We start from the raw sequence: 24,150 nt of genomic DNA on the forward strand, positions 1-24,150 counted from the left end.
ATCCCATAAGGCGAGTCGGAAAGCGATCCTTTTTACAAATGCCGGATAACGGCCAGCCAGGATCCGGAAGTAGAATTTCTGCATTGTGCTGGTCTCATCAATCCTGTTCAGTCAGTTGCAGGACCGTAAAGAGTATACTTTTTTTTATCCGGCTAAAACCCGAATACAGAGATGTAGTTCAGTCGATATTGCGATTTCAACTGTGCTTCGGTCAGATCACCGCAGTGCATATCACTCGCGCCGTAGTCGTCCATCCATTTTTGGGTTTTGAATAGAGTGTCGGGAAACTGTAGTGCAGCCATTGGTATACATTCCTTGTGTAATAGTCCATTGAGGTATTCACAGGGAATAATACGCGGTGACTGGCGAGAGTGTAAATCCTGCATTATCTTCCCGTCATTTTTTTCAGATTCCGGGCTGGTGCATAGTGGATCCCTTACGCTTTCAGCCCATCGTCAAAAATATAATGTAGCCTCTTTCAGGCTTTCGGGAATATCACACCTGCGCATCACGACGGGTCCGGTTTAAAGTGTACGTCCGGATCCGCGACCTGTTTTGCCTTTTTCCAGGCCACTCGTTCACTGATGTGTTGAAGACAGGCTTTCATAGGCGGATAGCCTTAAATATCGCGAGCTATAAAGGTCCGTAGAGTAGTTCATGGGAATAACATCATAATATCTGCAGCAGTGAACTTATTACCCGCAAAATAAGGGTGATGCTGTAACCTTTCCTAAATTGTGTCGAATGCGCGTACAGTCCGGTCGCTGAATACCGCCCACACAGGATAATTTTCGTTTCCCGGAACCGTCGAAAATGCTATTCCGGCCATGCAACCTGCGACCAGTGATGCATCCGAAAAATGGAACCGGTAAAGGTAGTCTGCAAACTCCGCATCGGCGACCGGTGGGACACGCCGGTTTTCCAGTAGCGTGCGGGAATGTACTGAATAATCGCCCCGGACTCGCCTGGCGTGATTTTGCCATCGGTGAGCACGGATACGGTATGATAGGGAGGTCATGCCTCAGGCTTCAGGTGCCCGCCCGGTCGCAGGATCACGGGGATATTTCACCAGCGTATAAGGAATATTGAGTTCCCCGCATCGCCATACGATACGTTCTGACGTGGAAACTCCCGGATGATGCACTGTTAACATGTTTCCTTGGGCTCGGTGCCGATACTATGCTGTTATCAACCGGTGCAGATACACTGCATGATAATTATACGGACGCATTAAAATAGTGCTCCTGTACGGCTGACAATTGTGCCATAGATTGCAGCGGAATCCCGGTCACCAGTGCGGCCGTTTTTTATCGATGTAACGCCAGCAGGCAATCAGAAAAAAGGCGGGAGCTTATTGTGCTAATTTTTGATGGACAAAACAGACAACTTTGGTCCCAATAATAACTGATCCCGGCAATGACCATACGCTGTTACTTAAATGCTTTGAAATTATCTGCGAATAACGTGCCATGTGGTGCCGGAAAAATCCCCCTCCCTTTGTCAATCTGTTATTTACCTGCCTGAGCCACAAGTCCGGTGAGATAATGTTTACAGACTTGTCGCTTTAATCAGTCACGCTCAATCCCATAGACTACGGCAGATACCAATCAACAGATGACATATCCGGACTCTCATTTGAATGAAACCGGTTATAGTCTTCTCCAGGAGAATAATGCCACTAAAAAAACTGAAATGAAAGACAGGCAACCACCTAAAAAAATCTCAGTAACTCTTGCAGAGATAAGGTTATCCGATTGGTACAATGCACACACTCCGACAGGGAAAGATACACATCGGATAAAAAAACCGACAGAATAATTTTTAAAAGATATGAGGGATAACATAGTGATATAACTGGAAATCAGCAGGGTATACTCCAGGTTCTTTAAAAAAATTCCAATAATATACCCAATGCAAACACCTGCAATTCCCGGGAAAATGCGATCTTTTAATTTATCTCCGGAGTTTTTAATTCTGCAACTGTTCACTACAATGCAAGACCACATAAGCATCGGAGCATCGTACCCGTGAAGCCGTGATGCAATTGCAGCGCATATTACTGTAGATATGAGTAGTGAGGTCGATTCTAAGACTATCTCTGTTTGGGAGGTATATCCATTTTCATTTTTTATATCTTTGAATCTGGTTGAGTATAAAAAGAGCATGACAGGGGGCAGTGTCGATATCAGAAAAACAGAAGAAGTTGCAAGGTAGTTAACCAGGAGGGGACTCATCCGGTAATGACTTACCGGTATAGCAAAGAATAGAACTATCACGGATACATATAAACCTGTTGATTTGTTGAGATTAACCATCCTGAAGATGATTGATAAGAACGATATAATGATAAGAAAAGGGTAAGTCATGACCGATGCATTGTTTTCAAGAAATAACAATACCATTGATAAAAGATAAGTTATGGGGATTATGTATAATATTTTTTTCGTATCAGCTTCAGTGGCCAGCATGTAAAAGAAAGAAATGGAAGCGATACTACCAATGATGAATTTTTGATCACCTGTGAGTAAATAAATTAAAAGAGACGGAACTATTGAGAGCGTACCGCCAATAAATAGTTTTTTATTGAAAAAATGGTCTGTAATTATCATTCATTGCCCTTTATAAATACCTTTACCAGGTTAATTATGATATTAGTCAGCATTTAGCCGAATGCAATGATATAGGGCAGATTAACCACTACGGCTCAAGAGATCCGAACAGAGAAATCATCCCGCAGACCGTTGAAAATCCCCGACCTGAGCGGATGTTTAGGGTCAGATAAGAATGCAATCCCGCAGACAGACCTGTAGCCTTTAACGTCAGTATTACCGTACAGAAAACTAAAACATTACCGTACCGGCGATTAAAACGGTCAAGGGGAGCTCGGTATAATCTATCTCTGAAAGTCAGTAAGGATCTCTTTTTCGTAGCTTGGCGGCTCGTTCAGGATTTTAACCTCTCTTTAGTATAGCGCTTTATTAGCGGCGGTTTCGTCTTCTGTTTATCTCAGATGGGCGGTGGGGTAAGACTTAATCCCGTCAAAATGAGACCATTACCAAAAATGGCATGACTCATGCAATGCTCGCGGTCCGATACGCCCCTGGTATTTCGGTCAATTCAGGCTCCAGGATTGCGATGATCTGACTATAGGTAAAAGTATTTTTTGAGCTTCTCTGGCCTTTGGGTCACAGAAAGCTCTTCAGGTTCAGATATTGACGAAATACTGCTTAATAGATGTCGGTTTCGGGAGGGATGATCGGGAAGTTATAAAATTCCGGATTAATTTTAATTACCGGTATTATTTTAGAGGTTTTACTACGCTTTGTAGCGCACAGCTTCTGCCGGCAGAGATAACTCAGATGGCCCTCAGTATTTTACCGCTACGGACAGGAATATCAGAGACAGAATCGGACGGAACAGTCACAGGAAATGATGCAGTGGAATATGCTTAAATTAGCCATCGGATACGTCATCAGACGAGTAATATAACGCGAAATCGAACATACTACAGAGTGACCGGGGAGGTGGATACAGGAAGAAACTAAAGACATTTCCCGTCCCGACATGAAAGACTGTTGTTGCCTCACTGTTTATTATCAGCAAAATTCATACCGGCAGTGAGGCCGAACAGATATCATCGAATTCTGCGAATGAGTCTGCGGTGAACTACCGGACAGAGATTGACTGAAGCTGCAATGATGAGATCGGTATATCTGCTGTTTATCAGAAGTGCTGCCGGTTGTAAGGGGCTAACTGGTGACGCCTGCAAAGAATAACCGCCCGGTTCAGGGGGAAATCCGGACATAACGTCCGGATTGATATTCACTACTCTGCTACAGATGCGGTTTTAATACTTTCACCAAAGTGCTCACGTACGTGCGCTTCGATCTCTTCCAGAGACTTACCGCGGGTTTCCGGTAATGCCAAAGCGACGAAGATAAATGATCCCACATTAATCGCCGCAAAAATGAAGAATGCACTGTTCCCGACCAGCGATAATAATGGGGGAAAGACGAACGCGACAATCGCATTACAGACCCATTGAAATGAAACGGCAGACCCTGTCAGAACGCCACGTAACTGCATCGGGAACAGTTCAGACATGAGTAACCAGTAGACCGGTGAAATACACATTTGCATAAAGAACAGGAAAACCAGAATACAGGCCAATGCCAGCAGGCTCTGGGTCAGGTTATGAGGCATAAACACCAGGACAGCACCGAGCATGAGTTGCATAGTGATCACAATAGTCAGTCCGGTCAGCAGAATCGGGCGACGACCAAAATGGCCGATAGCCTTAATACCGGCAAAGGTGGCAATCACCGATACAATACCATTACCAATGGTCGCGGCGATAGCCGCACTGGTTCCCAGCCCGGTACTCTTCAGGATAATCGGCGTATAGTACATAAAGGCATTCACCCCCGTAAACTGCAGCACGATCCCCATACCGAAACCCACCAGTAATAAGCGTATTACCCATTTCTCTTTAAGTAATTCACGGGGCGCGGGGCCTTGTCGGGCCTGCTGCGCATTCTGTCGCATCTCAGCCATTTCTTTTTTTATTTCGCGAGGGTTTTCACGCAATTTTCGCATAATACGCAGTGCTTCTTTGAAGCGACCTTCCGAGACCATCCAGTGAGGAGAGGCGGGCACAAAGAAAGTACCGATAAACAGCATTACGCCTGGGATCATCGCTAACGCCAGCATGTACCGCCACATACTTCCGTCATGCAGCAGCAGGCTCATCGCAGCACTCACCACATATGCCAGCAACTGCCCTGACACAATCATCAGCTCATTGCGGCTGACCAACGGGGCCCGGCGCTTGGGGCCGGCGATTTCAGCGATAAATACCGGGACGGTAGAGGATCCCCCGCCTACAGCGATCCCAAGAATGAATCTCATGGCGACCATTATTTCAATATTCGGTGCCAGAGTCGTACCCAATGCTCCGGCAACAAACAACAGTGCCAGGCTTCGCAGAGTAATGCGGCGCCCGAATCGATCAGAAACATATCCGCTGATAAAGGCTCCGACAGCAGAACCGAAGGTCAGTGAAGAGGTGATTAATCCTTCGGTAAACGGGGTCAGATTGAGTCCGCCCCTGTCTGCCGGTAAGGTCATGTAAGGTAATGCGCCGGAAATAATGCCTGTATCATAGCCATAAGCCAGTGCGCCCATCGTCGCAACCAGTACCACAAAAAATAAGCGTTGCTGCACGGTAAACTTGTTGGAACCGCTTTCATCAGAAGCGGCTTGTGGAGAGTGTTTCATTTTATTCATCCCTGGTTCTGGAAACTGCCACGCCATGATGGCGACCGAATGGTTGATACATTTGCCGCTCAGACACAGGTATGAGACCTGGCTCACATTAATAATTACATACTAATAATTAGGCAGGTTAATAAATTTGTTTTATGGAAGCGCTTTCAGATATTTCTGCAGCGTAAAGATTCCCAAATGGCGCGGATCCCCCCTCAGAATACCTTCGACACTGCGTACTGCAGTTTACTGTTCCTAAGACAGTTTGCTCTGACTGGCGAATGATACGCTTTGCCAGCAGTTTCAGGTTCAGGAGGATATCCGCAGGAAGTCAGTCATTAAGGATGAATGGCAGGTGGAAAGATTTTCCGGGTTGGAAGACAAGGGTTATGCGTTCAGCGACACCCATGGCGCGGCAAGCACACGGAAGTAAAGACAGGGGGTAACCTCAAAATGACTATATACACTCCATAATCGGGTGGATATCACAACCTCATTTTTAAGGCGCGGTGCTTCCCACCGGAGGATGCGCCTGATTAGGTGCGCTAACTTCAACGGTGCCGGTCCTGCTCACTGTTGCTCTCTGCTTTATGTTTCATTTTGGATTTTCCCCCGGGGAAGACTGAATCGGTATGAGTTCGTTTAAGAGTTGCTCTTCACACGGATTCACAGCTTTCAGCGGCGAAATGGATCTGTGTAAGAACGATAAACGGAAGGCAATTCAGTGACTGACATAACACGAATTAAAGCACTGCGACAAGGAGGCTCCCTTACGCAGGTTTGAAACCAGGATTAAGCGAAAAGTGGTGCAAACATTCGCAACTTGCACTTTTGCATCATGGTGACATTCTGCGGCAACGCCCGGGCCAGATGTAAAGACTGCCACGTGACAGGTCGCGTCTGTGTCCGGGAGAAGACAAAGAATAGCAGGGGATTTACTGAAAAGGAGTGTAACCGGTGTTCCGGGGTAGGTTAGGGGCCGATGACCAGAGTCTTCTCTTTTCCTGAGTGACGATACCGGAGTCGCCAGACCTTTTTGCCGGTCGGAGGCACGAACAGAAACAAGCCGGCCGGGTCTGGAGCCGGTAAGATTTTTCTTTTGGTTTAGCGGCATCGATCTGTTTGACGGTGAGCATGGGTAAAATTCCGGTGGGTAAAAATCTTTACCCGTTTTTTTCCCGCTTTAGATTGCGGCTGTCAACGAACTTTGACGAACTATAACGAACGGTTGTTTTTGATGAGTACTGATTTATGAGGGGAGTGCGAACTATAACGGAGGGTGGCGAACTGATGACTGGTGTCCCCTGCAGGAATCGAACCTGCAACTAGCCCTTAGGAGGGGCTCGTTATATCCATTTAACTAAGGAGACTTTGCGCGTTAGTGTTTCAGGTTGTTCCTGAGTGTTCCGATACTACCGTAATTCCTCATGTTTCATCAAGCACTTCCGATGTCAATGTACTCACTTTGTTTCTGGTTGTTCCGCATTGGTTCCGTTTTGTTCATTTGCCATTGCGTACAGATTGAGTACATAATGAAAAAAATCCCTGTGTACATCTCATAATCATGGCCCTTAGCGATACCAAACTGCGAAACCTCAATGGCAAGCCTTATGACGGACCGGCAGAACTTACTGACGCCGAAGGTCTCAGCGCACGCATTACACCCTCCGGGACCATTGCTTTTCAGTTCCGGTACCGCTGGGAAGGTAAGCCGGTACGGCTGACTATCGGACGTTATCCTTCAATGTCTCTTAAGGACGCCCGGATCGCTGTCGGCGAGATGCGTGAATTGTACACGCGGGGCATAAACCCGAAAACGTATTTTTCATCGCCTGGCGATGATATCACCCTGCAGGTGTGCCTTGACCAGTGGTGGGAGAAATATGTAAGCGGCCTAAGAAAGAACACGCAGACGCTGTATCGTTCTGTCGTGTACAACACCATGTACACACATTTTCAGGGCGTGCCTGTACACAACATACCGGTGTCTCAGTGGGTCCGTTTCTTTGATAAGCAGGAAAAGGATAATAAGAAAAAGGCCAGAGTATTACTGATCCAGTTGCGCTCCGTTATCAACTGGTGCATCAGCCGGCAGATAATCCCATCCTGTGAAGTGATGAAGCTCAGTGTTAAAACCATTGGCAAGCGGTCCGACGTGGGGACGAGGGTTCTGACGTATGGTGAGCTGGCAAAGGTATGGGTAGCACTGGAGAATTCAAAGATACATTCTTCAAACCGCATCCTTCACCAGCTGCTGTTGTTGTGGGGGAGCCGACTTTCAGAGATGAGACTGGCAACAATGTCAGACTTCAATCTTGAGGACATGATATGGACTACGCCGTCTGACGTCTCGAAAATGGGTAACGTCATCCGGCGTCCGATCTTCAGCCACGTTCAGCCTTATATTGAGCGTCTGATGAATAACGGAAATCACGTACTGTTTCCCGGGATGGAACTGGACAAGCCGATAGACCGGTCATCGTCAAACCTTTATATGGCGAAGCTAAGGGAGTTAATTGATATACCAGAATGGCGGACGCACGATTTCAGACGATCCCTCGTTACGAACCTGTCCAGTGAAGGAGTTCCGCCCCATGTCACCGAAAAGATGCTGGGGCATGAACTTGGGGGAGTGATGGCCGTGTATAACAAACACGACTGGATAGCGGAGCAAAAAGAAGCGTATGAAATATATGCCGATAAGATATTCTGGCACGTTAAGAAGCTCGGTTAACTCCGCCGGTTAAAAGCCAGTTTTCAACGTCAGCACGAACGTAGCGCGATGGATATTGCAATACCGGCTCCGGAAATCCCTTTTCCTTGCGCAGCCGGTAAAGTGCAACGCGCTTTTTGCCGATCACGCTGAATACTTCTTCCTGTGTCATTAAATCTGATTGCTGCATAGCATTCTCCTTTACCCAACCCGCAGGCGCGACGATGCCGCCGGTGACCGGTGCGGGAATAGGGTGGTTTGGTTTAGGGGGGGGGGGTTACTTACTGTTAATGTGGGGATACTTCTTCAGGAGTTCGGCTGCCTTGAACAATGGGCCTATCCCGATCCCCTTGCGGTTGTTGTCTCGGTAGTTATCGAGGACGTCTTTAAGCATCTGCAGGGCTTCGTCGCGCTGTTTCAAAAAATGCGAGTCCAGTTTGTTGCTCATTCTGACCTCAATGGCGTTTAAACTTCGCTGCGCGTTCTCGTTTCTCGTCATCTTCACGGCAGACTGAATCGCAGTAGTGGCCTTTGCCGATCGTGTCGCCACAGCTATAGCACTTACCGGTGAATGGCTTCGGCCGCGGGCGGTTCGCCATCGCAATCTTCAGTTGTTGCTGCTCCAGTTCTGACGCCTGGTCGAGTGGGTCTGCGTAGGTCATAGTGGTTTCCTTTAGGCAATAAAAAACCGCCTCAGTGGGCGGTTTGGTAAGTGTTAGAGAAGAAATCTTTAGCAGCTCTGAATCTTATTATTAGATATATGTCTTGCTCGGCGGCCAGGTCCCCAAGGGCGTAATTGCCCTCTTTCTGTCTTTTCATTACAAGATTAATAGCTGGCGGGAGCATTAAAAGAAAATTATGTTTGAGCCTTTCCTGTGATTCATAGCTGATGCCAGATTCAGTAAGGACGGCATGCGCAACACATATCAAGGCTACGATATTACCCTTCATTTCTTTTGGTATATTTGATGCCGACAATCCTTTGGCGTGACCGTCTATCCTGTTGGAGATTGAGAGTAAATTCTCAAAGACTTTTACCTCATCCATTTTTTCTTGAGACACACTATTAGATTTTGCAGCTTTGTATGCAAACCATGCCGCAGCAACCGTCCCTATTGCTGATCCTAATGAAACTACAAAATCTCCCCAATTTCCCGCATGCCAACTCACCTGCAGCCCTCCGATGTATATAATAGCCCAATGCTTTTCAGCTCACTGATACATAAGGAATATTACATCTTTCTTTCGACTTCGCCACACAATAACGCAGCCGCCGGCCGCCGCTCATGCAGTCGGTCGATTGTCATCTGGCACTGTGTTTCGGTGGGGTAGATTGTTTCAGTGAGGGGAGTTGCCTGGTTACCGGAGAGGATGAGGATGACGTATCCGGCGAGTATCATCTTTCGAGTGCCTCAATTTTTCTCATGAGGTCGTCATACTGTTTTGAGCTGACTGCCCCTTCAGAAATGGCATGTCTTATATCCTCAACATCGTCATCGCTCAGGAAATCATCACGGTAGTCCTGCCAGCTAACAACGCATAGCTTCCCACCCAAAATATCCATGCCAAAATTAACCCTCGGTTCCTTGCCGTCTTCGAACTCAACAACGAAAGTTACCTTTCCCATCACTTCCTCCTGTACGCATCCCACAGAGCTATGCGGAACGCTATTCGTTTAATGAAAGCAGGGTAGTTCCCTGCCAGTATGTGAGTGGTGATTCGGGTCATTTTCGTATCCATATCAGGCAGAAAATCAGCCCGATAATTAACCACGGGATCGCTTCAGAAATAATACTCATCACTCCCCCAGGCCGTTGAGATTTTTAATCTCTTCGATGCATTCATTAAACCCAACAGAAAAACCCTTATCAAAAGCTAAGGTCTTTGATTGCTTATTAAATTCAACGGCGCCAGGCAACTTAATCACCGGTACCGGCGGGGCGGTATAAATTTCAAGTATCGAATATCCTGGATTGGGTGCTTTGGATGTAATGAATTCAGCATCCGCTCTGCATTTGTGGAACTACTGCCAAATGCCGGCGCTGGTTACAACAACAAAGAAATCAGGCTCCTGCCGTTCCTGCTCAGTCATCATGGCTAATTTCCTCCAGGTAATCTCTGACGCATACATGCCTGTGACCTCTCATGTCATCGTCAGATTTATAGAGCCTGCCACAATTAAGCCCTCGGGAATGTCCATCGTCATAACCTGCCAAGAACGACCGCAATATCCAATCCCGGCGCCCGTCTTTAATCAGTGGCAAAATCCTGTCCGTTAACTGACGCTGAATCTCTTCAGGCGTTTCCGGGCGCCCTGGCGATTCCAGCCCGGCGCAGAAATCGCTTATTTCAGATTTCACCAGTTCTGAGATATCAGTCATTTATCACCTCTTCAAACAGCACTTCGCCTTCAATGCCACCAATCTGATACACGACTGAATCGTCTTCCCGATATTCTATCGGTTGAGCGCTCCAATTTTCCCCATCCAAATCTTCATCATCGCCAACCTGAACATAGCCACCGGTCACAATACGAGCCTGGTACATTTCGCCCTCAGTCCAATACCCTTCGGTATCTTTGATGCATTTCACTTTCATGCAGCACGCTCCATTTCAGATAGACCAACACGGACAGCATTCACGATGCGGTTAAGGTACTGATATTTATGATTCGGTACAGAGGGCCACTTTGCGTACCACGGCTCGTCACCCAGCAGGCCGGGGAGTTTGTCTCCTATCCTGCAATCGCAACAGCTAACCTTAACGTCCTCAGCATCTTCAGCCTCTACCCACATTTCCCGGGCTTCATCGGACGTTATTTCCCTGCCAAGCCGCAATTTAATAATTTCAGTCTTCACGAAAGCAAGATTGGCGTCATTGTCATCATTGACCGTGCTTTCAATGTCGGGGGCAAAATATCCGATCAGGTATTCGTTGCTTACCCGCTTAATGAACTCCTGTACTGAGTCCTCGCCCATTGCGAACCATGCGCCGGTCCACGCCTTCCCATAGCATGTGATTGTGATACGACCTCGCCCTGGCCCATAGTTTTCAATCATCACCCGGACAGGATCTAATCGCTCCACGCCGGAAATGATGAATGAGAGCACATCTGTTTTTTCGACTGTGACGCCTGTTGCTAATGTTTCCACTTTTCCTCTCCAACAGATAACCCTCCCGGTGCCGTATGGCAGAGGATAGGGTGGGGTGAGTTAGTCACCGAAGCCACCGCGCCCCGGGGTGTTGGCTGTCGGTATTTTAATTTCAGGTGCGCCGCGTTCTTCGTGGTACCGTCTCCAGTCCTCGGCGCGTTTTCTTCGGCGTTCCTCTGCCAGCCATCCCGGCAGCGGAGGGTTAACGGATGTCGCCTGACATACCAGCCGCTGCACAGTGCGCTCCATGCGCTGATTCAGCCGCGGGTGATAGCTTCCCTGCTCAGACGCCTTAATCGCTTCCTCGCACCCCATGACAATCCGTTGCCTGACCAGCCATTCCTTGCGCTCACGGACTGTCATCCGGATGATGTTTTCGCGGGTAATACTCCGATACTTTTCGGGCAGGCGTGACAATACCGCCGATTCTTCCGGTGACAGTTCCATGATGTGGCCTTATTTGGTTAGGGTGGGGAGGGGGATTATTGGCTTATGATATTTGTGCCATTTAACGTGACAGGCCTTGCATAACCACTGGACCTCCAATGGCTTGCCGTAATCGCAATGATGCGCTTCGGGCCTGCATTGTTGTTTACAGCTTTCACAGTAATCAGGCCTGGATAGTCTACCGGACCTCAGGGCATTTCCGACTTTGATATGCGCCGTCCTCTTATGAGGATTTCTAAGGGCAAAATCCCTTTTAGCCTTACTTGACGCTTTCATGCCTGAGGTAGTCTTCTGGTAATCCATTCTGGCCTTAACCCTGTGTGGTAAGTTGGCCCGCATCCGATCGTATGTTTTTAAGCATTCTTTGCATGAAGCTGTCAGTCCGTCCTTGGAAGCGTTTCTAATCTGAAAGCTCTCAGGAGGCTTATGCTCGCCGCATCGCGTACAGGTTTTCATGCCTGCCTCCTTGCTTAAAATGGAATATCGGAATCGTCGTCGAAATCCATCGGAGGGTCGCTTGCCGCAGGTGCTGAGTTGGCCGGAGGGTTTCCGCTCCCGCTGTATTGCTGGCCTGTCGATTGCCGGGCCCGGCCGCCTTGACCTGCTGACGGTGCGGCGCTTCCATCCTGCTTCCCGCCCAGCATCTGCATAGTTCCGTTTATGCCGACCCGAATTTCAGTGGTGTAGCGGTCATTCCCTGACTGGTCCTGCCATTTGCGGGTTTGAAGTTTACCTTCCAGGTAGACTTCCGATCCCTTCCGGAGATACTCGCCAGCTATTTCTGCCAGCTTTCCGCTGATAACTACCCGGTGCCACTCCGTCAGTTCTTTCTGCTCACCGGTATGCTTATCACGCCATTGCTCTGATGTAGCCACCGACAGGTTAGCGAAGCAGGCTCCGGACGGAGCATAACGCACCTCCGGATCTTGCCCCAGCCGACCAACGATGATGACCTTATTTACGCCTCTGCTTGCCATTTATGCTGCCGCCTTAAAGTCTGATTTTCTGTGTTTGAAGATTTCGATTACCTGTTGCTGATGTGGTTTTGATTCACCCACTGCGGCCCAGGCTGTTTTATAAAGCTCAGTCAATTGCGACTCCGTTGTTGCCTGGTTCGCTCCATTACTGAACGTTGCCACAGCTTCATCCGGATTCATTGCTCTCGGGTGATGGACCTCACTATCGGCATCCACAGCTGTTTCCTCTGTCGGGATGCAGAACGTCTGAAATGCCGCGTATTTGTAGGCGATTGACATAGCCTTGTTCGTCGCTTTGTCACCGCTATCCATAGCTTCGCCGTAAGTGGTCACAGTGTGGGTGCTGCCGTCCTCTGCACCGACGAAATCGAACTCAGCCTTTACCACGACATAAAACAACACGCCCCCGCGCTGCGTCTGTCGTTCCGTGACAGTGCGCTCAATTATGCGAGGCAGGATAAGCAGCCCATGACGCACCAGAGCGGGCGCTAGCGCGTTATAGACCTGGTCGATACCACGGAACATAAATCTCTGCTGTTGGTTTTCTCTGTCCTTGCTGATGCCTTTCTCCGCCATTTCCTTGGCTACGGCGCTGATAGCTTTGTACACACTCATGAATAGTCCCCCGCAAATTCCTGCCAGCTAACCACCTGATTCTGGCGCTCCGCTGCCAAGTCAATTTGCTCCTGCTGGATGGCTTCCATTTCCTCTCCGATGGCCTCCCTCATTTCCGCTATGAAGTCGGTGTCATTGCTACGCCACATTCTTCACCTCCGCGAACGAATTCACATACTCAACCAGGACGTCGAAATCCATCTGGCCGCACAGTTCTGTCTGTTGCTCAGTGGTCAGTCCGTCGATGGCGCAATCCTCAAGTGAAACGCTGACCTTTCCGGGCCGCATTGCCCCGCGTGCCTGCACATCTGAGCATTCGATTGTCAGGTTCAGGCTCATTTTGACCTCCTGGTAAGCTGTAACATCCGAAGCCGGTTAGCATCGTTATCCGGCAGTGAGTAGCGAATAAATCCGACGTTAAATTTCAGTCTCTTCACGCAAAAGCCTCCCCGCCCGGACGGGCCGCCTCATTAACAAATCGCTTGATACGGTCAAGCTGTGATTTAAACAGTGATTTAGCAGCGCCAATGACGCCGCCGATGACGTTGGTTGTCATTAGCGATACTCCGGTGTGATTAGTAGTTGACGTTCAGGTGCGGTATTTCACCGTCTTTAATGGCTTTAAATGCGCGGACAGCCTGTTCACGGCTAAGGCCAACGACACTTTCCAGTGCGCCGACCGATTCAGAGCCAATGCGCTTGCGGTGGTTTTCATTTGCTGTGCGCCGGGCCAATTCATCAGCCTTGCGCTTCTCTTCGGCCAGTCGCGCTTGCTCTGCATGAGCTGCTTTACGGCGTTCAGCTTCGATGGCTCCTGCTTCTCATGCTCAGCCTTTTCACGTGCTTCCCGGGCCTGACGTTCTGCCAGTTGCTGGGCTTCGATACGCTGCTGCTTTTCCCGTTCGGCTGCGGCCTGTAACTCACGCTCACGGCGTTCAGTCTCTTCGTGGTCACGCTTGGCCTTTTCCTCGGCCTCACGTTTCACGCGTTCTTCAGCTTCCCTGGCGATACGCTGCTCATGCTCAATGCGTTGCTGCTCTGCCAGGCGGGCGGCTTCGGCACGGTCACGGTCAAACTTGTCGTTCATAAGCAGGGCGATTTCATGATCGGACTCGAAACGTTCAGCGGCTGCTTTATCGAATACCGCGTTCATTTCCAGCGCTTCGGCGTGGGCGGCGGCCAGAGCTTCTTCTGCCTTGATGCGTTCCTGCTCAGCTTCCCAGTCGGTCACCGGCTGCCGGATTTCGATAGCCAGGGCGTCGAGTGCCTCGCGGATTTTCCGGCGGCTGGCATCAACCAGGGCAGGGCGTTTCTTCATCTCAGCAACCAGCGTTTTACCGGCATCATCAATCGCCACCTTTGAGCTGCGTACGGTGGCCGCCATGCTGATGTAGGCTTTGCGGCCTTTGGCGGTGTTGATGTCACCAACGACTGATTTCGCCTTGGCGCGGATTTCTTCAATCAGCCGGTCGGTGTAATCACCGCTGATAAACGCCGCTTCCAGTTCACCCGCCGTCTTTGGCAGGCTGTACAGCTGTAACTCTGTGCTTTCCATAATCCTCTCCTGAATGTGGTCATATAACCGCCCACTCAGTGAATGGACGCTGATATGACAGGCATAAAAAAGGCCTCGCCGTAGCGAAGCCAGATTGAATTAGTGCCTGTTTTTGCCGGGGCAGGCTCCCGCTTTCCCTGCTTTCCACAGACAAAGGAAACTGATACGTTGGTTATTCCACAGACAATTAAGGAATGATAATGGCAACGTTCACCGTTAGAGTTGAGCTGCATAAAGCAAGCGCAGAAGACTACAGAAATTTACATGAAAAAATGCAGGCCCATGGTTTCAGTAAAATGATTACCGCTTCATCTGGTACTACTTACCAATTACCCGAAGCTGAATATACTTATTCATCAATCAGTGAAGATGAGTCACAGGTAGCAAACAAAGCTCAAAGAGTCGCTAGCGATATAAAGCGCGACCCGGGGATATTAGTTACAAAATCTTCTGGGAGAGCAGTTAGAGGCCTTATAACCGTATAGCGCTTCCATCATCATCGATATTGTTGAAAGCCCTTTTTGCAAGCCAGATGTGCGCCTGTATCGCTGCGTTTGGCTTAATGGCGTTTAACTTTTCAGCATCTTCAATTAATAAAGCAACAATGTGCCTCAACTCTTCATTATCCATACTTCACCTCAATCACACTAAAGGAATAGACCGGCCTCTGACCTTCTGACGGCCGGTGCATGTTACCCGGTCACTCTTGGTGCGGTGGCCGGCTGAATAAATTGCTACGTCTGGCATGCACTCTGTAACCTGCTCAGGGCGATTACGCCAGTTCGGTGCTTTCAGTGCCCGCTCAACGCGATCAACTGGTTTAAGCTGCATTGCTTCGGCTGCCTTGCGGGCGTTGAACTCTGCCATGCGGCGTCTGTTTCTGTTCATTGCTATCTCCAGTAGTCTCATTCATGCGCCCGGTGACAGACGCATGATGAATTCGCTAAAAGTTCCAGCAAGTTGCTTCTGCTTCCTTTGCTATCAACCTGGCAGAAGCTTTGCCGCTTACAGACTTTGAGAACCACTCGCTGCCATCTTCCAGGTAAACAACAACGAATTTCGTTTTCTTGCTTGCGTAGTAATAAGCCTTTTTCATGGGTATTCCTCTGTAAGTTCTTTGGTGGGGGAGTAAGCGCGACATTGTGGCCCTATCTCAGATTGTGCCTACTGCCGTCCCGATACAGCGATAGACTGAGATCTACCCCTGATTAATTTTGTGCTCGGTTACTCACCCCCGAAGAACTCACTTCGGCCTGTGTATTCACAGGAACCTTGTTTTTAAATAGCAGCCTGACTTCATGTCCGGCGCGGTAGGTAGTCCGTTTACCGCATCGATGTTTCGTTTCGATGGGTTGATAATATGCGTAAAGCGCAAATGCGTCAAACGCATATTTGAGCTAGAAATAGGGATCCGAGATTAACTTTATGATTTTATAGATTATTTATTTTTCCTCAGACGAAAAATTCCCGACTTGTGAGTGGCGGGATAAGATAGGGAGATTAGATTTGGTTATAGTTTGTTCATTTGTGGATGGGGTTCGCTTAACGACTTATCTGGCTTTTCCCTTACGACCATATTTTCAACAAAAAATGAAGGCAAGCTACCAACTGAATTGACAGGTCGCTCTGAACAATGAACGAAAATTAATATGATGTTAGAAATGGTCGCTTTAAGGGCAAATATCACCCGAACTAACAGGATAGAACTAGTGTCAGAACGCTGTTGCCTGTAAAATTACCGCTTTCATCTTCTTCAGGATTTTATGCGTATGTCCCATTCAGAATCCCACGATTTAAGCGATATTAAACAAAATGACTGGGTTGAACGCTGGTTCTCGCCAGCTCTTACGTCATACCTTAGGTTGGCGCGCCTCGACCGTCCGGTCGGTATCTGGCTGGTCCTATTCCCATGCATAGCAGCTCTTTTTCAGGCATCGCACGGCTGGCCCGGAGCAAAAGAAATGTTGGTTTTCTGTTTGGGTGCTTTCCTGATGAGGAGCGCGGGTTCAACAATCAACGATATTGCTGATCGTAACTTCGATGCACACGTTGAAAGAACCCGCTTCCGCCCTCTTGCAAGCAGGCAGATTTCAACCCGGCAGGCCGTAATTTTCTTTATTTTTCAGCTGCTTTTCGCTGCTTCGCTGCTCTATTTTCTCAACCCACTCACCCGCCTGATGGCACTGGCAGTCGTGCCGCTTGTTATTCTTTACCCATTCTGTAAACGGTTTACTTACTGGCCTCAGGCTGTTCTGGGTGCTGCGTTTAATTGGGGAATGCTGATGGCGTGGGCACAAATAAAAGGTGCTGTACCGCCGAGTGCTATTTTGATATGGCTGGGAGCGGTTGCTTGGCAAATTGGCTATGACACAGTCTACGCTTATGTAGATGCAAGAGATGATGTGCGGATCGGTATCAAATCAACTGCGCTGCTTTTTGGGAAATGCGGAAAGGCCAGTATCGGGTTATTTTACACTGCAGCAGTAGCGTTGTGGTCATATGGCGGCCTGCTCAGTAGTATGAAAGCCCCTTACTATGTTGCTATGGTTGCCATTGCCATGCACATGTCCTGGCAGGTTTGGCGCCTTGATTTACAGAAGCCTTCACTAAGTTTTAACATGTTTCTTCATAACATTCTTACCGGTATTCTGTTTGCACTTGCAGCACTGGTAGGTACGTTCTAGTGACGGAAATCAGCTTCCTGCTGGCAACTACGCATCAGAATAGAGTTGCCATCAGGCGGGGAGAGTACGGTGGGTTACAGGCACAAAAAACCCGGCGCGGTGGCCGGGGTTAGCAGTTAATTTTGCTTTTTATGTCGACCAGAAGCCTGTCGGCTCCGCTGGCTTTTAGCTTTCTTTCTATCCTCCCACCAATCTGGTGCTGGGTTCGGTTCTGCATGCAATGCATCCGCAAGCCCAGTAATGAGGCTAAATGATTGAACCCCATCTATGTGTTCGGATAGTGAAGGGCTGACGTTTTGTCTGAGGGGATCAAGAATGAAATCAATGCCTTTTATGCGGGCGTGCTTTGCTGCCGGAACAAAGTCTGAGTCCCCAGCAACCAATACAATAACATCTACGAGTTTTTCATAAGTAAGGGTTGTAATGTCTACCCCTAACTTTATATCAACCTGTTTTTGCTTGATGTCATAATAAAAATCATCGTTAGTTAATTCGCTCCACTGCTTATGCCCCTTCATCAGGGCATCAAGAGAAAAGCTGGTTAGTTGCCAACGCTTATTGTCAACTAGGTGACCGAGCCGCAGAGCTGTCTTTCTTGTCTTTCTTAGCTCTTCGTGAAGCTCAGTTCTTAACTGATAGGACTTATCTAGCTTGAAGTTTTTACGCCCAGGGGTTTTATTTCCTGGCTCAGGGAGTGGGTATCTTGTTTGTATATCTAAAGGAGGGCAGTCATAAAAATAGATACGGTAGAGTTCGAGTGGATCTCTTCTCTCCTGAGATTGCTTCCTGTCCTTGAGGTGTGAAATTACCATCGACCATATCACTTTCATGATACAAGGTGCCGTTAATTCCTCAGACGAGAAGTGCTTTCTATGTGTTGCATTTAGACGCTGCATAAAAAATCCGGCGTCTATCAGTATTGCTGCTTTTTTCATAAAAAATCCAAAAAAAAGCCCGGAGCCGTTATGCAGATATTAACAATTGTCTGCGAACGGGGCCGGGCTGGTGAGTAAAATCTACTTAAACTTGACCCGTGAGTCAAACAAAAAAAACCAGAAGAATTAAAAAAAACAGAAAAGCAAAAAAAACAAAAACGTAAAAAACGGAAAAACCAATTCACTTAAACCGCATCTTGGCCTCAACGGCTACACCAATTACCCATGCTTCCTGTAAGTCTGCGGCATACTTCCGATTACCTTACCGAAGATGACTACACGATTCATTTCGTCGCGTTCTATGGGGTCCCATGGCGTGTAGTTCTTGTTGTCAGAGATAACCAGCAGCTTGTCTTTCATTTTCTGCAGGCGCTTCACGTGGGCAGTGTCGTCGTACAGGAAGGTGTATATCCCATCCCCTTCAAACATCTTGATACTGACGTCCACAAACAGCAGATCACCGGCCTCTATCGTTCCAGACATACTGTCGCCATTGGCGCTAATTACCTTCACACTATCCAGGCTTCTGCCGCTGAAAAGAGCTTTCGCCTCTTCCGACGTGTATTCGATCGCCCGAACCTTCTCTACGAAGTCATGAGTCAGGTAAGTTCCAGGTCCGGCGCTGGCCTGGATGTCGAGAACGTCAACCCTGTGGCTTGAAATAGGGCGATTCACCGGCTCAATGTCGGTTGGCATATCATCAGAAAAAAGGTCGGCAACTTTCACACCTAGAGCTTCGGCGATCTTAATCAATGTTGACTCTGTATAACCCTGCTTGCCTGTTTCTAGACGTGAAATATTACCCACGTCACTGCCTACAGATGTGGCTAATTCAAGGATTGTCATTTTCTTCGCTTTGCGAAGTTGTCTGATGCGAGTTCCAATTTTCATATCCATATTGAAGTCCTTTTTTGCGTCACTCGCAAAGCGTGTTGCGCATATATGACATATGTATTAATATGCGTGCAGCGCATTTAATGGAGGTAGTCATGGAAACACCACTAAGAAAAATGCGTATGGAGAAAAAGCTAACCATGTCCGAAGTAGCGCTTGCCGTTCATTGTGATGTAGGAAACCTGAGCCGAATTGAGAGAGGGGTGCAGGTCACATCACTTGATATGGCAGAGAAGCTATCGAAATTCTTCGGTGGATTGGTGACTGAAATGCAAATTCTCTATCCGCATAGATACATGGACCACAAAAACACGGCCGCATAAGTACTAACCGCTCTTTAACAGTCTGCCACCCTCGGAATACCAGGGACCAATTTAAGTGACAGCACCTGCTGATCACTCAACTACACACACAAGGATTTAATCAAATGGAACATGCAAATAACAGCAAGCTATCTCAGCGAGCCATAGACCGGGCGGAGACTGATTTACTCATCAACCTTGCCACGCTGACACAGCGCAAGCTGGCGGCCCTCGTAGGGTGCCACGAATCGAAGATAAGCAGAACAGACTGGAGATTTATTGCTTCGGTGCTTTGTGCTTTCGGAATGGCATCAGACGTTAGTCCGATCAGCAGGGCGTTTCAGGAAATGTTTAACGTTCTGACAAAGAAAAAGGCCACTGCGGGAACAGTAGCCTCTACACAACTAACCATTGATTTCTAAACAACTCAACAGGGGTAATTATACATGAAAAACACGAAGAAAATCCAGGGTAAGGCACCAGAATTTCACCCGGAAAGACCGGTCAGTCTGGTCGATGTTGCAGTTAAAAATCGGGCCTTTGCTGCCCGGCTTATTGGTGAGTATCGACTGGCTAAAGCGGGGGTGAAGAATGGTCGCCGCTAGACATTTATCGCTGGTTCAAAATGAGCCGGTAAACGAAGAACTGGAGCGCAAAGTGGCCGACACCGATGATGGGTATACCCGCATCGCCAACGAGCTACTGGAAGCCGTTATGTCAGCCGATTTAACTGCCCGGCAGCTAAAAGTTGTGCTTGCGATCATCAGGAAAACATACGGATTTGGCAAGAAGCTGGACAGGATAACCAATACCCAGATCGCTGCGATGACAGGCATTCATCACACGCATGTCTGTAAAGCAAAAAACGAAATGATTGCGATGCGAATCCTTGTTTCTACAGGGATTGCAGTCGGGGTAAACAAGGTCGTTTCTGACTGGAATACCGGCATTAGCCAACATAGCGAAACATTAGCCAAACCAGCTAATGAAACATTAGCTAAGTCAGCTAATACCCATAAGCCAAGTCAGCTAAACACAAAAGAAACTATTCAAAAGAAAAAAGAAACTACCCCTAAATCCCCAGAGGGGAGTTTGTCGGTTCAGGAAGAATCAAACCCTGAAAAGCCAAAACGCAGTAGGAAGAAAAACTCTGAAATCCAACTCGACCACCAACGGTTCATAAACACTTGGAACGCCAAGGCCGAGAAATACGGACTACCAAGAATCACCGTGATCAGCAAAACCAATCTGGCTGGACTGACCCGCCTGTATACCTCGCATGTTGCGTACTGCAAGCAAACAGGCTGCGAACCGGCTGACGTGGACACGATGGTTAACGGGTATATCGAGTTTGGCTACACGCCTACGGATTATGCCTGCGGGAATAACCCGAGCGGCACGAAGTATGGCCTTCCCACTGCGCTGACACAGCGGATGATCGACTCCATCCTGACGACTGAGGCCTGACATGGAAAGTATTGAGTTTGAGGAATTACTGGTTGCCTCGATGATGGTCAAAGGCGATCACATCGACTGTCGGGACATCGCCGGTAAGCTACCGGTCGAATCGTTTGAGAATTTCCACTTGCGGGAAATGTACCGGGCCATTGTCCGATTGCTGGACCAGGCCGAACCGGTTGACGTATTCAGCGTGAAAAACGGCGTTCCGGAGGAAACATCCCATCGGGTGCTTGAGGTGGCAAAGGGAGCATCGGCGGCATCGAACATCAAGGCTTGGGCCAAACGTGTTCGCCAGTGCTGGATGATCCGCAAGGCTAAGGCGCAGCTATCAGAGGCGCTTAACTCGCTGGGAAGTATCAACACCAACAACATCAACGAAACCCTCTCAGAAGTAGCATCAGGCCTGTCAAAGATCCAGTTTGAAACCAACGACAAGTTACCACGCCGCATCGGGGATATGCTGGACGATTACATGGCTGTCCTTGAGGAGCGAATGACCGGTGCAGAATCTGGGCTGTACCTGAAAACCGGTATCGGGCCGATGGATGATGAGTACGGCGGCTTTGACCGGACAGACCTGATCATCATCGCCGGTCGCCCGGGCATGGGTAAGACCGAGATCGCAATTCACATCGCAAACAACATCGGCCGGCAGAAGGGCAGGGGTCTGTTTATCTCGATGGAAATGTCAGAAATGCAGGTTGTTGAGCGCCATCTGGCTGACCGCGGGAATATCGCAGTAGGCGCACTACGCAACCCGCTGGATATGATTGACGAACAGTACACCCGCCTGACCAATGCCGCGGCACAGATTCAGAACGAAGACAATTACGTCCTGGAAGGTACGTTGAGTGTCAATGAAATTATCGCTCATGCGGAGCGACTGAACGCCGACAACGGACTGAGCTTTGTGGCCATCGACTACCTAGGCCTGATGCGAAAGCCAAAGTCTGACCGTCACGACCTGGCAATCGCGGAGATCACCCGCAAGCTGAAGCAGTTCTCCCTGAAAAACAAAGTACCGGTCATCCTCCTGTCGCAGCTTAACCGCGGTGTGGAAGGGCGTGTCGATAAGCGGCCGACAATGGCAGACCTGAAAGACTCCGGGGCCATCGAGCAGGACGCAGACTTGATTATCTTCCCGTACCGGGACGAGGTGTACGACGAGCATAGCAACATGCGCGGCATCGCTGAAATCATTATCGGCAAATACCGGTCCGGTCAGCCGAAGACGTTTTACATGGGATGGCGCAATGGTCACTTTGTCACAATCGACCAGGAAGAAGCCGCGAAGCGATTTTCTCAGAACGAGCAGGAATCGAAGCCGGTCAGTAACTGGCGAGGCCAGAAAGCAAGCTAACCCCGCCGCCGCTTAATACGGTTTTTTTGTGCCTGAATTTGGAGAGGAATATGAACTACAGCAAGCTAACTGACGGCGAGATATCCGTTTTAGTTGGGCGAATTGAAAACCCAAAATGTCGAGTCGAACTGGGAGAACTAAACCCGAAATCTGCTTCAATTTTTAAAGGGTTTGGACGGGTCGTACACAAGCTGAGCTTTTGTCCATGCAGTCGTGCAGAGGATGGATTTCGGATTATTCTCCGAGAGCGTATATCGCTAACTCCCCACGGAAAGGCGTCCTGGATGGCAGCGCATGAGAGCGGAGTTTCAGCAAGCAACAGAAACCCACTCCGCGCCGCAATGATCGTGTTCCTGATGATGAAGGAGTCTGGCAATGGATGAATCCAAAGGCTGTGGTAAGCACATTAATCCCAATGGTAGTGATTTGAGATGCGGGCAAAAAGAATTTAGTCCGCTATCTGGATTTTCAGCTGTAATTCTTTGTCATAACTGCCAGATGATAAGGCGATTGGAAGCGTATCAAAGCGCGTTCTACAGGCTACAAAACAAGGGGCCAAAGAATGGATGAAGCCCGCAGGCAGTTCGAGGCGTTTATCCTCAGTATTTCTGGCATCGATTTATGCAAAAATTTTTTGTTAGATAAAGATGAGTCAGGGTTCTACACGCTACCCAGAACTAACGACAGATGGTTATTCTGGAAAGCATCCCGACAGGCACTACAGGATAGCCAGAAAGGAGAGTGACCTTTGCAATTCGACCTGGTGAAACATCCGGGCGGCGTATTCTCACTAGCAGACGATATAGACCTTCCTCGAATCAACCGCTTCAAATCCGGCGAAACCTACATCGCCGAAATCAAACTGACCCGTAATCCATCCTTTCACCGCAAGGTAATGGCCTTCTTTGGCTTTTGCTTCCAGCACTGGTGCGCCAACCGTGCCGGCCTGGAGCATATGGACGAACAAAGCCAGTTTGACCGTTTCCGTAAAGACCTGACGATACTGGCCGGTTTCTATGTCCAGACGGTCAGATTAAACGGTGACGTCCGGACAGAAGCGGAAAGCCTGGCCTTCGCCAGCATGGAGCAGGAACGTTTCGAGAGGGTGTATAGCGCACTGATTAACGCCGCCATTAAACACGTATTCGCGGGCACCAAAGACCCGAACACCTTAAACAGGCTGTATGCCTTTTTCTGAGGAAACAGAATGACTGATAAATCCAATACGCCAGCAGAGCACAAGGATAGCTGGCAAACCCCGCCGGAAATATTCCGCGCACTCAATGCTGAATTTCAGTTCCAGCTTGATGCCGCTGCCAGCCCGCACAACGCGCTTTGCCGGAAGTACATCACCGTTGAACAGGACACGCTTCAGACAGAGTGGGGTGATCATGTTGAGAATGGCTATGTCTGGCTAAACCCACCATACAGCGCACCGCTACCGTTTGTCGAAAAGGCAGCGAAGGAAAAAGAACTGAATCACGTCGGGTGCGTGATGCTTCTTCCGGCGGACATATCCGTGGGCTGGTTCAAAGAGGCGGTGAAAACAGCCAGCGAAGTCCGGCTGATAACCGGTGGCCGCCTGGCGTTTATCTCTTCGCAAACCGGAAGGCCGGTAGGTGGCAATAACAAGGGGTCACTGCTGATTATCTGGCACCCGTGGCCGACGGGTTCGTGCCAGTTCAAAACGGTGGACCGGGATCAGCTTATTAACTTCGGCAAACGACTGATGGAGAGGGCAGCATGACACATCAACTGGCATCCATCCCCAACATGCTAAAAATCCAGCC

Annotated in this window: 34 protein-coding genes, 1 tRNA gene and 3 pseudogenes; 12 read left to right on the top strand and 26 right to left on the bottom strand. The window is 48.7% G+C overall.

Going from position 1 to position 24,150, the window contains the following annotated elements:
* Window positions 1-152: 152 nt before the first annotated feature.
* From JK223_RS17115 to JK223_RS06390, 6 genes and pseudogenes are all read right to left on the bottom strand, one after another.
* Complete coding sequence (locus JK223_RS17115) at window positions 153-386, bottom strand: DUF3289 family protein (RefSeq protein WP_371813067.1); 234 nt, start codon at window positions 384-386, stop codon at window positions 153-155.
* Window positions 387-1,021: 635 nt separating this feature from the next.
* Window positions 1,022-1,153, bottom strand: coding sequence for a hypothetical protein (locus tag JK223_RS17040; RefSeq protein ID WP_256437070.1), 132 nt, complete (start codon window positions 1,151-1,153; stop codon window positions 1,022-1,024).
* A gap of 496 nt (window positions 1,154-1,649) precedes the next feature.
* The gene (locus tag JK223_RS06380) at window positions 1,650-2,609 is read right to left on the bottom strand and encodes an FUSC family protein (RefSeq protein ID WP_212713373.1); all 960 of its coding nucleotides are present in this window, start codon (window positions 2,607-2,609) and stop codon (window positions 1,650-1,652) included.
* Between the two features lie 1,216 nt (window positions 2,610-3,825).
* Window positions 3,826-5,277, bottom strand: coding sequence for a sugar porter family MFS transporter (locus tag JK223_RS06385; protein ID WP_212713374.1), 1,452 nt, complete (start codon window positions 5,275-5,277; stop codon window positions 3,826-3,828).
* A 966-nt stretch (window positions 5,278-6,243) separates the two neighbouring features.
* Window positions 6,244-6,401: pseudogene (locus JK223_RS16895) on the bottom strand (Arm DNA-binding domain-containing protein); the annotation flags it as partial.
* 159 nt (window positions 6,402-6,560) lie between these two features.
* Window positions 6,561-6,635 (bottom strand) — tRNA-Arg (locus JK223_RS06390).
* A 194-nt stretch (window positions 6,636-6,829) separates the two neighbouring features.
* On the opposite strand from JK223_RS06390, the gene JK223_RS06395 reads away from it, so the two are divergent.
* The gene (locus tag JK223_RS06395; RefSeq protein WP_212713375.1) at window positions 6,830-7,999 is read left to right on the top strand and encodes a site-specific integrase; all 1,170 of its coding nucleotides are present in this window, start codon (window positions 6,830-6,832) and stop codon (window positions 7,997-7,999) included.
* Here the strand turns inward: JK223_RS06395 and JK223_RS06400 are convergent.
* From JK223_RS06400 to JK223_RS06465, 15 genes and pseudogenes are all read right to left on the bottom strand, one after another.
* The gene (locus JK223_RS06400) at window positions 7,983-8,168 is read right to left on the bottom strand and encodes an AlpA family transcriptional regulator (protein WP_212713376.1); all 186 of its coding nucleotides are present in this window, start codon (window positions 8,166-8,168) and stop codon (window positions 7,983-7,985) included. The genes JK223_RS06395 and JK223_RS06400 overlap by 17 nt on opposite strands.
* Window positions 8,169-8,255: 87 nt before the next feature.
* Window positions 8,256-8,426 (bottom strand): hypothetical protein, encoded by a 171-nt coding sequence (locus JK223_RS06405; RefSeq protein WP_212713377.1) that lies wholly within the window; start codon window positions 8,424-8,426, stop codon window positions 8,256-8,258.
* Between the two features lie 7 nt (window positions 8,427-8,433).
* A complete protein-coding gene (locus tag JK223_RS06410; protein WP_212713378.1) occupies window positions 8,434-8,640 on the bottom strand; it encodes a hypothetical protein in 207 nt (68 codons plus the stop codon).
* 31 nt (window positions 8,641-8,671) lie between these two features.
* Complete coding sequence (locus JK223_RS06415; RefSeq protein ID WP_212713379.1) at window positions 8,672-9,148, bottom strand: hypothetical protein; 477 nt, start codon at window positions 9,146-9,148, stop codon at window positions 8,672-8,674.
* A 226-nt stretch (window positions 9,149-9,374) separates the two neighbouring features.
* Window positions 9,375-9,605 carry a hypothetical protein gene (locus JK223_RS06420; RefSeq protein WP_212713462.1) on the bottom strand — a complete coding sequence of 77 codons (231 nt, stop codon included), beginning with the start codon at window positions 9,603-9,605 and terminating at the stop codon, window positions 9,375-9,377.
* Between the two features lie 457 nt (window positions 9,606-10,062).
* The gene (locus JK223_RS06425) at window positions 10,063-10,359 is read right to left on the bottom strand and encodes a hypothetical protein (protein ID WP_212713463.1); all 297 of its coding nucleotides are present in this window, start codon (window positions 10,357-10,359) and stop codon (window positions 10,063-10,065) included.
* The gene (locus tag JK223_RS06430; protein ID WP_212713380.1) at window positions 10,352-10,576 is read right to left on the bottom strand and encodes a hypothetical protein; all 225 of its coding nucleotides are present in this window, start codon (window positions 10,574-10,576) and stop codon (window positions 10,352-10,354) included. The genes JK223_RS06425 and JK223_RS06430 overlap by 8 nt, the downstream gene beginning before the upstream one ends.
* A complete protein-coding gene (locus JK223_RS06435; RefSeq protein WP_212713381.1) occupies window positions 10,573-11,130 on the bottom strand; it encodes a hypothetical protein in 558 nt (185 codons plus the stop codon). Before JK223_RS06435 ends, JK223_RS06430 begins: the two co-directional genes overlap by 4 nt.
* A gap of 60 nt (window positions 11,131-11,190) precedes the next feature.
* Window positions 11,191-11,577, bottom strand: a complete 387-nt coding sequence (locus tag JK223_RS06440) for a hypothetical protein (RefSeq protein WP_212713382.1) — start codon at window positions 11,575-11,577, stop codon at window positions 11,191-11,193.
* A gap of 470 nt (window positions 11,578-12,047) precedes the next feature.
* Window positions 12,048-12,554 (bottom strand): single-stranded DNA-binding protein, encoded by a 507-nt coding sequence (gene ssb / locus JK223_RS06445; protein WP_212713383.1) that lies wholly within the window; start codon window positions 12,552-12,554, stop codon window positions 12,048-12,050.
* Window positions 12,555-13,169 carry an ERF family protein gene (locus tag JK223_RS06450; RefSeq protein WP_212713384.1) on the bottom strand — a complete coding sequence of 205 codons (615 nt, stop codon included), beginning with the start codon at window positions 13,167-13,169 and terminating at the stop codon, window positions 12,555-12,557. It lies immediately after the preceding gene.
* On the bottom strand, window positions 13,166-13,318 hold the full coding sequence (locus JK223_RS06455; protein ID WP_212713385.1) for a hypothetical protein: 153 nt from the start codon (window positions 13,316-13,318) through the stop codon (window positions 13,166-13,168). The genes JK223_RS06450 and JK223_RS06455 overlap by 4 nt, the downstream gene beginning before the upstream one ends.
* On the bottom strand, window positions 13,308-13,508 hold the full coding sequence (locus JK223_RS06460) for a hypothetical protein (protein ID WP_212713386.1): 201 nt from the start codon (window positions 13,506-13,508) through the stop codon (window positions 13,308-13,310). Before JK223_RS06460 ends, JK223_RS06455 begins: the two co-directional genes overlap by 11 nt.
* A 94-nt stretch (window positions 13,509-13,602) precedes the next feature.
* Window positions 13,603-13,725 carry a hypothetical protein gene (locus JK223_RS17045; RefSeq protein WP_256360140.1) on the bottom strand — a complete coding sequence of 41 codons (123 nt, stop codon included), beginning with the start codon at window positions 13,723-13,725 and terminating at the stop codon, window positions 13,603-13,605.
* A gap of 19 nt (window positions 13,726-13,744) precedes the next feature.
* A pseudogene (locus JK223_RS06465) lies at window positions 13,745-14,724 on the bottom strand (hypothetical protein).
* A gap of 200 nt (window positions 14,725-14,924) precedes the next feature.
* Here JK223_RS06465 and ghoS point away from each other — a divergent pair.
* A complete protein-coding gene (gene ghoS, locus JK223_RS06470) occupies window positions 14,925-15,209 on the top strand; it encodes a type V toxin-antitoxin system endoribonuclease antitoxin GhoS (protein ID WP_212713388.1) in 285 nt (94 codons plus the stop codon).
* On the opposite strand, the gene JK223_RS06475 is transcribed toward ghoS, so the two are convergent.
* Together JK223_RS06475 and JK223_RS06480 are read right to left on the bottom strand one after the other, a co-directional pair.
* Window positions 15,196-15,354, bottom strand: a complete 159-nt coding sequence (locus JK223_RS06475) for a hypothetical protein (protein WP_212713389.1) — start codon at window positions 15,352-15,354, stop codon at window positions 15,196-15,198. The genes ghoS and JK223_RS06475 overlap by 14 nt on opposite strands.
* Window positions 15,355-15,667: 313 nt before the next feature.
* Window positions 15,668-15,820, bottom strand: coding sequence for a hypothetical protein (locus tag JK223_RS06480; RefSeq protein ID WP_212713390.1), 153 nt, complete (start codon window positions 15,818-15,820; stop codon window positions 15,668-15,670).
* Between the two features lie 673 nt (window positions 15,821-16,493).
* On the opposite strand from JK223_RS06480, the gene ubiA reads away from it, so the two are divergent.
* The gene (ubiA, locus tag JK223_RS06485) at window positions 16,494-17,408 is read left to right on the top strand and encodes a 4-hydroxybenzoate octaprenyltransferase (RefSeq protein WP_212713391.1); all 915 of its coding nucleotides are present in this window, start codon (window positions 16,494-16,496) and stop codon (window positions 17,406-17,408) included.
* 116 nt (window positions 17,409-17,524) lie between these two features.
* Here ubiA and JK223_RS16900 read toward each other — a convergent pair whose 3' ends face one another.
* The 3 genes and pseudogenes from JK223_RS16900 to JK223_RS06495 form a co-directional block, all read right to left on the bottom strand.
* Complete coding sequence (locus JK223_RS16900) at window positions 17,525-17,926, bottom strand: NYN domain-containing protein (RefSeq protein WP_241964922.1); 402 nt, start codon at window positions 17,924-17,926, stop codon at window positions 17,525-17,527.
* A 63-nt stretch (window positions 17,927-17,989) separates the two neighbouring features.
* A pseudogene (locus tag JK223_RS16905) lies at window positions 17,990-18,343 on the bottom strand (NYN domain-containing protein); the annotation flags it as partial.
* A 219-nt stretch (window positions 18,344-18,562) separates the two neighbouring features.
* Window positions 18,563-19,234 carry a S24 family peptidase gene (locus JK223_RS06495; protein WP_212713458.1) on the bottom strand — a complete coding sequence of 224 codons (672 nt, stop codon included), beginning with the start codon at window positions 19,232-19,234 and terminating at the stop codon, window positions 18,563-18,565.
* Window positions 19,235-19,332: 98 nt separating this feature from the next.
* On the opposite strand from JK223_RS06495, the gene JK223_RS06500 reads away from it, so the two are divergent.
* The 9 genes from JK223_RS06500 to JK223_RS06540 all read left to right on the top strand — a co-directional run bounded on the left by JK223_RS06500 (window position 19,333) and on the right by JK223_RS06540 (window position 24,107).
* Window positions 19,333-19,560 (top strand): helix-turn-helix transcriptional regulator, encoded by a 228-nt coding sequence (locus JK223_RS06500; RefSeq protein WP_212713392.1) that lies wholly within the window; start codon window positions 19,333-19,335, stop codon window positions 19,558-19,560.
* 104 nt (window positions 19,561-19,664) lie between these two features.
* Window positions 19,665-19,961, top strand: a complete 297-nt coding sequence (locus JK223_RS06505; protein WP_025901425.1) for a CII family transcriptional regulator — start codon at window positions 19,665-19,667, stop codon at window positions 19,959-19,961.
* Between the two features lie 24 nt (window positions 19,962-19,985).
* Entirely contained in the window at window positions 19,986-20,144 is a 159-nt protein-coding gene (locus JK223_RS06510) for a hypothetical protein (protein ID WP_212713393.1), read from the top strand.
* Entirely contained in the window at window positions 20,131-21,006 is an 876-nt protein-coding gene (locus tag JK223_RS06515; protein WP_212713394.1) for a replication protein, read from the top strand. Before JK223_RS06510 ends, JK223_RS06515 begins: the two co-directional genes overlap by 14 nt.
* A gap of 1 nt (window position 21,007) precedes the next feature.
* Window positions 21,008-22,360 carry a replicative DNA helicase gene (locus tag JK223_RS06520; RefSeq protein WP_212713395.1) on the top strand — a complete coding sequence of 451 codons (1,353 nt, stop codon included), beginning with the start codon at window positions 21,008-21,010 and terminating at the stop codon, window positions 22,358-22,360.
* A gap of 50 nt (window positions 22,361-22,410) precedes the next feature.
* Window positions 22,411-22,743: a phage protein NinX family protein gene (locus tag JK223_RS17120; RefSeq protein ID WP_212713396.1), complete on the top strand. Its 333-nt coding sequence runs from the start codon at window positions 22,411-22,413 to the stop codon at window positions 22,741-22,743.
* Window positions 22,736-22,930 (top strand): hypothetical protein, encoded by a 195-nt coding sequence (locus tag JK223_RS06530; protein ID WP_212713397.1) that lies wholly within the window; start codon window positions 22,736-22,738, stop codon window positions 22,928-22,930. The genes JK223_RS17120 and JK223_RS06530 overlap by 8 nt, the downstream gene beginning before the upstream one ends.
* A 178-nt stretch (window positions 22,931-23,108) precedes the next feature.
* Window positions 23,109-23,558, top strand: coding sequence for a DUF1367 family protein (locus JK223_RS06535; protein ID WP_212713398.1), 450 nt, complete (start codon window positions 23,109-23,111; stop codon window positions 23,556-23,558).
* A 9-nt stretch (window positions 23,559-23,567) separates the two neighbouring features.
* Complete coding sequence (locus JK223_RS06540; protein WP_212713399.1) at window positions 23,568-24,107, top strand: phage N-6-adenine-methyltransferase; 540 nt, start codon at window positions 23,568-23,570, stop codon at window positions 24,105-24,107.
* The last annotated feature ends 43 nt before the right edge of the window (window positions 24,108-24,150 follow it).

Source organism: Tatumella sp. JGM118, from assembly GCF_018257515.1.
GTDB lineage: Bacteria > Pseudomonadota > Gammaproteobacteria > Enterobacterales > Enterobacteriaceae > Tatumella > Tatumella terrea.